General features: G+C 56.8%; 9 protein-coding genes and 1 pseudogene. 8 read left to right on the forward strand and 2 right to left on the reverse strand.

Going from position 1 to position 10,859, the window contains the following annotated elements; genetic code table 11:
• The first annotated feature begins 208 nt into the window (after positions 1-208).
• A complete protein-coding gene (locus PGX04_RS12045; RefSeq protein WP_273738733.1) occupies positions 209-1,252 on the forward strand; it encodes an NAD(P)/FAD-dependent oxidoreductase in 1,044 nt (347 codons plus the stop codon).
• A 199-nt stretch (positions 1,253-1,451) separates the two neighbouring features.
• On the forward strand, positions 1,452-2,426 hold the full coding sequence (locus tag PGX04_RS12050) for a sulfite exporter TauE/SafE family protein (RefSeq protein WP_273738734.1): 975 nt from the start codon (positions 1,452-1,454) through the stop codon (positions 2,424-2,426).
• 69 nt (positions 2,427-2,495) lie between these two features.
• On the opposite strand, the gene PGX04_RS12055 is transcribed toward PGX04_RS12050, so the two are convergent.
• Positions 2,496-4,139, reverse strand: coding sequence for an ABC1 kinase family protein (locus tag PGX04_RS12055; RefSeq protein ID WP_337959466.1), 1,644 nt, complete (start codon positions 4,137-4,139; stop codon positions 2,496-2,498).
• A 28-nt stretch (positions 4,140-4,167) separates the two neighbouring features.
• Here PGX04_RS12055 and PGX04_RS12060 point away from each other — a divergent pair, with 28 nt between their 5' ends.
• From PGX04_RS12060 to PGX04_RS35040, 5 genes and pseudogenes are all read left to right on the forward strand, one after another.
• On the forward strand, positions 4,168-4,311 hold the full coding sequence (locus PGX04_RS12060) for a YHS domain-containing protein (protein WP_273738736.1): 144 nt from the start codon (positions 4,168-4,170) through the stop codon (positions 4,309-4,311).
• 560 nt (positions 4,312-4,871) lie between these two features.
• Entirely contained in the window at positions 4,872-5,480 is a 609-nt protein-coding gene (locus tag PGX04_RS12065; RefSeq protein ID WP_273738737.1) for a methyltransferase family protein, read from the forward strand.
• On the forward strand, positions 5,477-6,865 hold the full coding sequence (locus PGX04_RS12070) for an SRPBCC family protein (protein ID WP_273738738.1): 1,389 nt from the start codon (positions 5,477-5,479) through the stop codon (positions 6,863-6,865). Before PGX04_RS12065 ends, PGX04_RS12070 begins: the two co-directional genes overlap by 4 nt.
• Positions 6,862-8,733: an ABC1 kinase family protein gene (locus tag PGX04_RS12075; protein WP_273738739.1), complete on the forward strand. Its 1,872-nt coding sequence runs from the start codon at positions 6,862-6,864 to the stop codon at positions 8,731-8,733. Before PGX04_RS12070 ends, PGX04_RS12075 begins: the two co-directional genes overlap by 4 nt.
• A gap of 200 nt (positions 8,734-8,933) precedes the next feature.
• Positions 8,934-9,017 (forward strand): annotated as a pseudogene (locus PGX04_RS35040) (DUF8025 family protein); the annotation flags it as partial.
• 97 nt (positions 9,018-9,114) lie between these two features.
• Here the strand turns inward: PGX04_RS35040 and PGX04_RS12080 are convergent.
• Complete coding sequence (locus PGX04_RS12080) at positions 9,115-10,092, reverse strand: IS1595 family transposase (protein ID WP_273738740.1); 978 nt, start codon at positions 10,090-10,092, stop codon at positions 9,115-9,117.
• A 225-nt stretch (positions 10,093-10,317) separates the two neighbouring features.
• Here PGX04_RS12080 and PGX04_RS12085 point away from each other — a divergent pair, with 225 nt between their 5' ends.
• Positions 10,318-10,698, forward strand: a complete 381-nt coding sequence (locus PGX04_RS12085; protein ID WP_273738741.1) for a hypothetical protein — start codon at positions 10,318-10,320, stop codon at positions 10,696-10,698.
• The last annotated feature ends 161 nt before the right edge of the window (positions 10,699-10,859 follow it).

A 10,859-nucleotide genomic window follows, 5' to 3' on the forward strand; every position in this document is an offset into this window, starting at 1 on the left:
TTTGGGGGATACGGACCCGTTTCTCGATGGGGCAGGTCACTTTCCGGGTGTATCCCACGCGATCGACTATCGTGGGCAATCGGTAGCTGTCATTGGTGGGGCGATAGGTGGGTTAGCAGCGGCTCATGCGTTGAACAGCCTAGGATACACAGTCGACCTATTCGAACGGCAGTCGTACGATGCGAAGCGAGTAAATTGTGGAGAGGCGATGACTGCGGCCTCGATGATTCCGCTGGAGAAGACGCCAGAGAATGGGTTCGTCAACGATGTTCCAGAATTTGAGGTGGATGTGTACACAGGAACGAATCCGGACCGAGAGCTAGCGGGAACCGGGGTATTTTCGTCCGAGGATGGGTATGTAACCGACCGTAACGTCGTCGAGCGTCGATGGGCGGCTACCCTCGAGGCCGATGGGGTAACTGTGCGTTCGGGTTCCCCAGTTACAAAATCGAAGTTTAAGTCGCTCATCGACCGCCACGATCTGGTCGTCGACGCGACCGGGCAGCCGTCACTCACGAGCAAAGTGGCCGGCAGCACCGACGAATACTCGGGATATATGACCGCACTCAATACCGACGTACAGGGCGACTTTTCCGACATATTTCCGAACACACGGATGATCCTCGAGAATTATGCCGGCTACGCCTGGGTGTTCCCAAAATCGCCAGGCCGGGCAAACGTCGGAATTGGGTGGGCACAGCTGGATCCCCCCACAGATCACATGGAGGCGTTTAAACAAGCGTGTGAACGAAACGGCTGGCCCGTTCCTTCCCGAGAACAAACGAATATTGCTATCATTCCACAGGGGCCGAGTCTAAACCCCTCGCGGATGTATGTGCCCGAGTTCAATGTTGTCAGAGTTGGCGACGCAGCTGGAATTGCGAACCGGTTTTCCGGGAAAGGAATCTCACAGGCCGTCCACTCGGCATACATCATGGCTGAGTATGCCGCTAACGGTCGATTAGCAGAATATCCTGCGGCGTTACACAAGACGATGCGCCCTGAGTACTTGCTTGCGCATGTGGTTCGGGGGGTTCTTGAATCGAACCGACCATACCTGCTTGGCGAGATATTGGCTGCGGTTTCTGGCCTCGATGTTGAGGATGCAGACCGAGCACCGAAGCACGTCCTTTTTCGACTACTTCGCCATCCAATTGTGTTCGCTCGGTTGCTCTCAACCCCGTCGATACTTCAACGCGTATACGACGCCTACACGAATGACTGGGAGTACCGTATCCAAAAGTCCAGTTGACCAAGGAACTGTGGATGTTCATAGTTACGGTCTAAACTAGACGTCCATCGTATCGTCAAGGACTCGTTGGGCGCTGTATCCTTTTTCAGGTTCCCAGCCGTACTCTCGCTCATGACGGGACCTTCTGGTGTGTCTTTCGTCGTTTATAATGAATGCTCCAGACACCGATTTCAGATAAACTAGCAGAGGTTGGAGGCCAATGGTACTCGTAGAATCAGAAGCCCTGTTCTTCGTTGGATTCGGATTCCTTGTGGGGATTCTCTTCGGATTCTTCGGGCTGGGCGGGAGCTTCTTTGTCACCCCGGCGCTCCTCGTGCTCGGCCATCCCGCCGAAGCTGCTGTGGGATCCGGTCTCGTGTTCGTCTTTGGAACATCGCTCGCTGCTGCCGTCACCCACCGGTCTGCTGGACACATCGATTACAAGCTCGGTGGCCTCCTTGTCCTCGGGATGGCAGTTGGCATCGAGGTCGGCAGGCGGATACTCTTCTGGCTCGTCGAGAGAGGGCTTGCAGATGTCGTCATCAGCATCGCCTACGTCGTATTGCTGGCAGTGGTCGGCGTGATCATTCTCCGGCAAGTTCACAATGAACGACTCGCTGACTCCGTCGAACGACGTACTCCACCAGTGTTCGAGAAGTATGCTCTCAACCGACTCCCACCACTGATCGAGTTACGGTCAACCGTGCAGGTTTCCGTGTGGATCGTCTTCGTTGTCGCCATCGCTATCGGAACGCTCTCTGGCTTTCTCGGGGTCGGTGGTGGCTTTCTGATGGTTCCAAGTCTCGTCTATGGAATGGGAATCTCGAAATCGGTAGCGGTTGGTACTGATATCTTTCAAATTGCGGGATCGAGTGCGTTCGGATCTGTTCGCTACTTCCAGGAAGGAGCCGTCCATTTCACGGTTGTACTCCCACTGCTCGGAGGGAGTGTCTTCGGCTCTTATGTCGGGTCACGGCTGACAGATATCGTCGACGAGAGCACGCTGATGAGCTACTTTGCGGTGATGCTACTCATCGACAGCGTCGCAATAGCGAGCAAGACTATTAGCCACACGTACGATATTCGAATCCTCCACTATCTCAGTCTCACGCTCCTCTTCGGAACTGCGCTCGGCATCGCCGCACTCATCGTCTACCGGGGGGGACGAACAGCCTACCACGACTCGATCGGATGATCGCACTTTCGACGTCCTCGGATAGGTAGGGCATTGGCTGGGTCAGCAGGCGTGAGGATAACCAACCAATCATTGTCTGCCGTCGTACGATGAACGGACGAACAAAAAGAGGAAGACGAATACGACAACCATCCCAAGTAACGAATACGTAGGGTCCACTGAGACAAGTAGTGCGCTTCCGATGAGCGACGCCGCTGCAAGAATCGCATACCCGAGTGAGCGCGATCCTTGTTGCTGAGTTGGGGCCACGGCTTGTGTCCGCTCATCCTCCCGTGCATCCAACTCTCGTTCGAGCTTCATGGGGAGTCGAAGGAGTGCCCAAAGTGAGGTTTCCAGTTCGCTCCGCATCGCCGCGATCTTCATCCGAACAGCACGCTCCATGAACCCGTGTTCGCGGAGAAACGTCTGTGCCGCAGCGAGGAAATCGAACTCCGGATCAAGCTGTCTGAGAACACCCTCGCTGATCGATCCCACACGGAGAACGAGCATGATATCGGGCGGAATGCGAAACGGGAACTCGTGGAGCATCCCGGTCACTTCGCTGATGATCTGCTGCCAGTTCACTGTCTCACTGCCCTCCAGGTCTTCGATGACTAACCCGAGGACATGCCCAACGGCGGCTCGATCAGCGTCAGGATCGAGCGCACCGAGGGCGATGAGTTCGTCTATGATTCCATCCACGTTCCGGTTGACAGCAGCGAGATAGAGGTTTACGACGCTGTTCTGCATGGCCGGTGTGAATCGGCCACTCATCCCGAAATCGTAGAAGACGATACGCCCGTCGTCATCGACAGCGAGGTTGCCCGGATGGGGGTCCCCGTGGTACACACCGTGTTCGAGTCCCATGGTGAAGTACGCGTTCGCAACATCCCTCGCAACCCGTTTTGGGTCGTGGCCCTCCCATTCGAGTTTGTCGACGTCAGTGATCTTCGTCCCCTCAACGTAGGCCATAGTGAGCACACGTTCTGAGGAAGCATCTTGGTAGACACGTGGGATGACGACCGTCTCGTTTCCGTCGCGTTCGAAGTTCGACCGGATCTCCGCCATCATTCGGGCTTCACGCTCGAAGTCGAGTTCCTCCAGAATGATGCGCTCGAAGTCGTCAACCATGTTACGGAGCGAAAACTGGAGGCGCGCCGGGGCAAGCAGCATCACTAGCGGAATGAATCGACGGATGGTGCGAAGATCTGTCTCGATAAGGTTCTTGATTCCAGGCCGTCGAACCTTCACGACCACCGGTTCGCCCTGATACGTGGCTCGATAAACCTGCGCCAGTGACCCACCTGCAATCGGTTCCGGGTCGAAGTCGTCGTAGGAGTGATAGCCGACATCGTCTGCAAGCGCGGGAATCATCTCTCGATACGGCCCCGTCGGGACCGCATCCTGCAGCGTGACGAACTCCTCGGCGTACACCTGTGGGACGACATCGGGACGAGTTGAGAGAACCTGCCCGATTTTCACGAACGTCGGCCCGAGATCAAGCATTACCTCGCGAAGCCGGCGAGCACGCTGTGCGTGCGTCTCTTGAGAGACCGAACGGGAGCGTCCGAAAAGCAAAAATCGACGTCGATCACGAAGGAAGAGTATCACAAACGGGACGAGGTTGCCCAGAATCCGGAAGAGTCGAAGAGAAAATCTCACCATCAGTGTCAACACCGAATTCTCCCGTTGTTCCCTAATAGATACGTGTTGGAAGCGTTCCGAAATCACCATTCGGATGGGCGCCGAAACATTCTGATGAATGCCTACTGATCCGGTCTGTGGAATGGAACTCACGTCTGATGACGCCGTCGCAACGGTCCAGCGCGGCGGGAAGACGTACTATTTCTGTAGCGACGAGTGCCGAGAGCGGTTCGAGAAACAGCCAACAATATATACGGAGTAGTCTACCCACTTTTCAGGCTTGAGGTCGGGCTGAGTAGCGCCTTCACAATCACTTCTGAAGGCTGTACTATTTCGCCCCTAGTATCACTAAGACTCTCCACATGAAAATCTGGATAATGAGCACGCGTGAAGACGTTTCGCGGTATCGTCGAAATATATAGGACGAGATAGACAGTGCGACCGTCTACGAGGCCATGGCCTCAGCGGAATCTTAATTCCCAGCTCGCCGACGTATATCGGCCCTTGGCGGCGATCGAGCGGACTCGATCTAGATACTGGCTGTGTCACTCGCATAATCGGATATACGACTCCTCTTCTAATGGCCCTTCCCGGTGTGAGAAGCCATCTAGGGAATCTTCCGAGGAAGATAGGGACTCCCGAGAGTAGAAGCGGGGAATCGTCCGGTGGCCGCGCGAAGTAACTAAGCGAACTCGGCGCCACTGTAACAGTATGGTTAGACCTACCGAGGAGAGTTACACCGACCACGAGCCGCCTTTCCGGCGGTGTTTTCGGGTCGTAACAGAACGGGTGTGATCGACAATGGCCGCGACGACTTCGGGAGTGACAGCGCTTCTCTTCGGCGTGGGACTACTGGCCGGTGTGACCCTCGTCGTGGGGCTCCTCGTCAGCATTCGCAGTCCGACGCGACGTTTCTGGCCGCATGGCAAGCGTGACTGGACGTTCTGGGTCAGTTGGACGGCCTGGTTGGTCTACTTCGGGAGTCTCCTCGGCGTGACATATCTCGACTGGTGGAGTTGGTACCAGCCACCGACGCTCGTCCAGGGGGTCAGTCTCCTGCTAGTGCTCGCTGGGGCCGTGTTCGCCACCTGGGCCCTGTGGCGACTCGGGTTTTGGGAAAGTAGCGGTCTCGAGGGGCACCTGAATACCGAGGGACCGTACCGGTATTCGCGCAATCCGCAGTACGTCGGATACGTCGCCATGCTCGGAGGGGGTGCTGTCCTCGCCGGGTCGTGGATGGCAGCTGTCCTCGCTCTCGTCGGCATCGTCTGGTTTCTGCTCGCCCCACTCGCCGAAGAACCGTGGCTCAGCGAGCAGTACGGAGACGCCTACGAGGAGTATCGCAGATCGGTGCCGCGGTTCCTCGGCCGAACACACCGTGAACCGTCGCGGCAGGGAAAGACCGACCGATCGAAGGGAGAGAACTCATGACACGACGCACGATCACCGTTGACCTTCCCGGCGGAGGGGATCAAACGACCGAATTCGCCTACGACGGCGAATGTCCAGTTGACCCATCCTTCCTCCGGATCGAACACGCGGAAACGACCGTCGAGCTACAGATAGGGGCGGAGACGTTCTTCGATGCATTCACGCGATTTGCGCAGTACGATCGGTGGGCACCCGACGTTCAGGGATCCGCTCACTGGTTGACCGTTGAAGAGGGTGGCGTCGGGTCGAGATTCATCGCGTACGACAAACCAGGGACGACTCATCTTGCCCACTACGGCGAAGTGGTCGACGTAGAGCGACCGACCCACTTCGAGTGGCGAGCGCCGTTCAGCGAGTGGCAACGAGCATACCTCGGGACGGAACTCGAGTGCGAAGAGATGGACCAAGAGACGACATCCGTCACGGAGACGTTATATTTCGACGTCAGAGAGGAGCACCTTCCCGTCCTTGCGGGGTTCACCAGCACGGCCAGTCTCCAAGAGGAGCGCATCGAAACGTTCCTCGAGACGCGTCTCAGGGGCCTCGACGCACTTCTCAAAGAGGACGACATCCCAGACGACGAACGGTCGTTCCTCTTCACGGAAGAGCGGACTGTGGCCACAGATTGGGCCGGGCGAATTTCAGGCGGCGAGTGGGTTCGCGTGCTCTATGCCGACGGTGAGGTTGACTTTGACGCTCCCGCCGACGAGGTGTTCAATGCCTTCTCCCGGTTCGCACGCTACGCTGACTGGACGCGCGATATCCACGTCGGCTGCGAGTGGCTCGACGTGAAGGAAGGCGGCGTCGGATCGCGGTTCCTCATCTGGGAGAAACCCGGCGACCGCCACGTCATGCACTACGGGGTGGTGACCGAGTGCGAGCGGAATCGACGGTTCACGTGGCGGGCACCGTTCGCGGAGTGGGGGAAAGTCTTCCTCGGAACGTCACTCCGACTCACGCCACGTGCCGACGGCGAGACGACCGCCTACCACGTGCTCTACGTCGACCTCCCGGTCGAATATCTCCCGGTCTTCGGTGGCTTCGGCACACTCCCCGGGTTCGATATCGAGTTCGAGACGTTCCACATCTACGAGGAGGCCGACGGATTCCAACGACTCATGGAGAACGACGAGTTCACCGAGGAGGACACTTCGTACCTGTTCGACGAAGACGACCAGATCGCTCACGACTGGCCCATGCAAGAGGGACGTCCGTGGCCCGATCGAGCGCTCACGCTCGAACCAGACCGAACGATCTCCTACGAGGAACTGCTCGTTGAGCTCTCCGAGGTATTCGCCGACGCCCTCCCGTCGCCAAAGTTCACCCGGGAGTATCGCGACCTGAAGCGACTCTGGACCCACGCCGACCAGGAGGGCGAAGAATGATCGGGCGAATCCGCGAAGCAGTGCGAACCATCGCGCGCTTCATCGAGATTCTCCGCTATACCCTCGCAGCGGCGATCCGGTACAAATTCAATTCGGAACCGCTCCCTGGACATGTCCATCACCTCGTCGTCCAGCTAGGGCCGACGTTCATCAAACTCGGTCAGATTGCCTCAACACGCCCGGACCTTGTACCACCTGATGTCTCCGAACGGCTAGAGGAACTCCAGGAGAACGTCCCACAATTCCCATACCGAGACGCCCAGGCAATAATCGAATCCGAACTCGGTGACCCACCGGAGGAGCTATTTCGAGAGTTCCCCACCGAGCCCATCGCATCGGCATCGTTGAGTCAAGTGTACTTCGCGACGCTAGACGACGGGACAGACGTCGCGGTGAAAGTCCAGCGGCCGGGTATCCGACCACGCATGGAGCGGGATCTCCGAATCGTCCGGACTCTCGCCCGGCTGGGTTCCGCACTCCGATTGACGCCACGGCAGCTCCCCGTCACCCAGATCGTCGACGAATTCGCCTCGTGGACGCTGAAGGAACTCGACTTCGAGGTCGAAGGGCACAACCTCGAAGAGTTCGGCCGGAATTTCGCGGACTGGGACGACGTGACGTTCCCCGCGGTCTACTGGAGCCACACGACGAAGCGGGTCCTGACGATGGAGAAGGTCTCGGGGATGCGGCTTGGAGCGGTTCCAGACGCCGTGAGTGAACAGCGTCGGCATACGCTCGCCCAGCGACTCTCGGAACTGCTCATCAAAATGTTCGTCTCTGACGGCTTCTTCCACGCCGACCTCCATCCGGGAAACATCTTCTTCCAGCGGGCCGGCAGTATCGCGATCCTCGATGTCGGGATGGTCGGCCGAATGACGACGGCTCAACGAGATCGCTTCCTCGCGTACTGGATCGCCATCACGCGCCGACAGCGCGACCGGGCGTTTAACCACCTCGTCGAGATGGCCGAGTCGACCGAGCGGGCCGATATCGCCGCCTACCGCGACCAATACGACGTACTCCTCGACCGCTTCTACGACAAGGATCTCTCAGAGCGCAGTCTCGCACAGACCTATCTGGAGATCGTCTACGCCGGCGCCGAACACGGCGTCGTCTTTCCCTCAGAGATGGTCCTACAGGCAAAAGCCGTCGTGACAGCCGAATCGCTGACGCTCGTGCTTGCCCCTGACTACCGATTCAGTGAAGAGATCCGCCCCATCGTCGCGGAAGAGCTAGCAAAGGAAGCGACGCCCCAGGCTGCGATGGATCGCGCGTGGGGCGAACTCGTCGACTGGATCCTCCTCGGGCAGGGCGGAGTTGGTGGGGAGGCTCCATCGGCAACTGCACCGGAAGAGACGGCGTTCCGCAGGGAAGCAATTCAAGCGCTCGCTGATGTCTGGACGGACGACATCGATTCGTTGCTGCAAGACATTCAGGATGACATACCCGAGTACACGTCTGTAGAGTACTGGCGTGACCACCCGGAGCATTACGTTCTCCTCGAAACGGCGCTCGGGTTACTCCGGACGTTCGCGACGGAACTGGCACGTCTCGAAGAACGCAGCGACACCGAGAGCGAACCCGACTCTGTGCCCCTGATCGCGGTCGATGACGCGGGTGACGTCAAAGAGAAATTGTTGACCGACGAACTAACCCGGATGATCGACACCCTCCAAGACGACACGAGTCGGTACACGTCTGCTGAATTCTGGGACCAAAACCACGAGACAAGAGCGACCCTCATCTCGGGATTGACAGCGCTCCGATTACTCCTCGCACGACTGAACCAGAGCGTCGACGCGACGTACGCCCCCAGGTCCAGCGATAGGACGTACAATTCCTCTGAGACGAGCAATACAGATGACTGAGCCTGACCATCCGATTTTCGCACGACTGTACGACCCGGTGATGCGACCAGCAGAGCGAACCCTTCTCACCGAACACCGCCGGTATCTCGCGGACGAAATCTCCGGGGCAGTTCTGGACCTTGGTGCGGGGACGGGTGCGATGTTTCCGTACTTTAGAGAAGCTACGGCTGCTGGTGGAGATGTCTCATTGTTCGCGATAGAGCCAGACCCCAGTGAACGTGTTGACCGGCGAGACACCGGCACATTCGCAAGCGACCGTCGAGGAAGCGAAGGAGTTCGATGCGCCAGAGCACGGTGTAACATAGTAGAAAACTGGTTTATAAAGAAATTACGAGTAGTGTTACAGATAGCGGATGGGGAACTGACATCACTGTCTCGCTCTTATTCAAAGCTCGGGAATGACCCCAGAGCGAGGCAGTCAACAAGGATTTCGAGAGATGCGCCGACAAGGTTCAACGAGCGGACGATGCCGAAGGTGTGAGCGGCCTGCTCCAAGCCGTGCTTGGACAGGCCGCGAAACTTCCGTAGCCACGGTTTGACCAACGAAAACAGACACTCGACCTGGTTAATGTGGATGCCCTCGGGCGAAACATACGTTTCGTCGTGGACAACGATTTTGTGGTCAAACTCCATTCGTCGGTAGGCTTGGAGACCGTCAGTCCAGACCTCTCCCAGCGGCTGGGAGAGGTCTTCCGCCTCCCGCATAACCGGTTCTAGGTCCGTCTCATACTGAATACCAAGCTGGCCGCGAATGACTCGCAGCACGTCGCGGCAGGCCGCGACGAGCGTCACTTGGTCTCCGTGGCGTCCTTTCCAGCGTGAGCGACCCGAACGGCTCGATCCGCCGCAGTGACGACTGTCACGCGGCGGATCTTGACCTTTGTAGCCTGAGCAAACCGTGCTCGATTCATCGACTTGGGTTGGTCCGTCGATCCTGTGCTGAAATTGTTCCCAGACGGTCGGGAAGCCGCTCTGCACGGCGGTTTCTACCTCTCGAATCGCGTAATAGACGGTTCCGTACGCTCGATCGAACAACACCGCAATCTGGGAGATACTCAGCAACGTGTTCGCGTAGAGAACGAACGTGAGAAGCATCTCTCCGCTGGAGAGGTGCTTCTCATGAAACGGCGTTCCGTAGGTGTACACCGGCTTGAAACCACAGCTTCGACAAATTACGCGGTCGGACGAATCCCACGTTTGGATGGTCGGATGGTCACAGTTCGGACAGGTAGTTTGTTCCCAAAACTGCTTGAGTCGCCGCTCGATGCGAGCATCGAGCGGCTCTGTCTCCAGTTTGATCACTCCGAGATCGACAAGCTGGCGCAGCATCCGTCCAAACGCCGACTCCGACGAAGACATACTTGGCTGATATTACGCACCTCACCGCAACTATGAGGTCGTTCCTCAGCTTTGAATAAGAGCGACGATTCTTAACCCACAATACATTTCTGTAGATGTGGGAACAAATTCGCTTTAAGTAGCCGCACTTCGACGCACAACAACGCCTGATATCTCTGTTTAGACTACCATAATGCTTCTATGATAACCTCCAGTATAGTAAAGCAACAAATCACTACAGGGCCTATGGAAGAAGAAAACTCTCTGTTTGCTAATAGTCATACACTTATAAAGTTATCCGCGATAATCGAAGGGGTTGTCGGAACGTGGATAATAGCAGCCCCTCTCTTTCTTAGCCCCATAGAGAAGGGAGTAACAGGCGATGTCCTTATAGGGGCATTGATAATTATTGCTTCAGGGTATAATCATCAACGAATCCGGATGCAAATCCCAGTTCATTCTGGTGCAGCAGGTTTTACCTTAATACTGAGTTTGTTTCTTATTTTGAGTTCAGCTATTAGTGACGTACCTTCGACAATATTATGGAGCACCACTGTAAGCGGACTAATCATCGCCACCATTTCTATCTATCAGCTATACGCCTCAGATTCACTTTCATCTATTTAAGACGGGATGTAACAGTGTTCCAGCGTCACCCAAAAGTTCGGTAGGCAAAGGATGTTTCCGCCGAGTAGCCGTACCCAGAGATATGACGACGACTGATAGTGATTAAGACGAATCTTTGCCAGTAAGATACGGCCAGATGTTTGGTTCGGTGATTGAGCTCA

The organism is Natrinema soli, assembly GCF_028618695.1.

Bases quoted from the DNA above. Each gene is read 5' to 3' on its own strand.
- PGX04_RS12080 (WP_273738740.1), bottom strand. From the start codon at position 10,092: ATGTCTTCGTCGGAGTCGGCGTTTGGACGGATGCTGCGCCAGCTTGTC.
- PGX04_RS12055 (WP_337959466.1), bottom strand. From the start codon at position 4,139: ATGGTGATTTCGGAACGCTTCCAACACGTATCTATTAGGGAACAACGG.
- PGX04_RS12070 (WP_273738738.1), top strand. From the start codon at position 5,477: ATGACACGACGCACGATCACCGTTGACCTTCCCGGCGGAGGGGATCAA.
- PGX04_RS12085 (WP_273738741.1), top strand. From the start codon at position 10,318: ATGGAAGAAGAAAACTCTCTGTTTGCTAATAGTCATACACTTATAAAG.
- PGX04_RS12060 (WP_273738736.1), top strand. From the start codon at position 4,168: ATGCCTACTGATCCGGTCTGTGGAATGGAACTCACGTCTGATGACGCC.
- PGX04_RS12045 (WP_273738733.1), top strand. From the start codon at position 209: ATGACTGCGGCCTCGATGATTCCGCTGGAGAAGACGCCAGAGAATGGG.
- PGX04_RS12050 (WP_273738734.1), top strand. From the start codon at position 1,452: ATGGTACTCGTAGAATCAGAAGCCCTGTTCTTCGTTGGATTCGGATTC.
- PGX04_RS12075 (WP_273738739.1), top strand. From the start codon at position 6,862: ATGATCGGGCGAATCCGCGAAGCAGTGCGAACCATCGCGCGCTTCATC.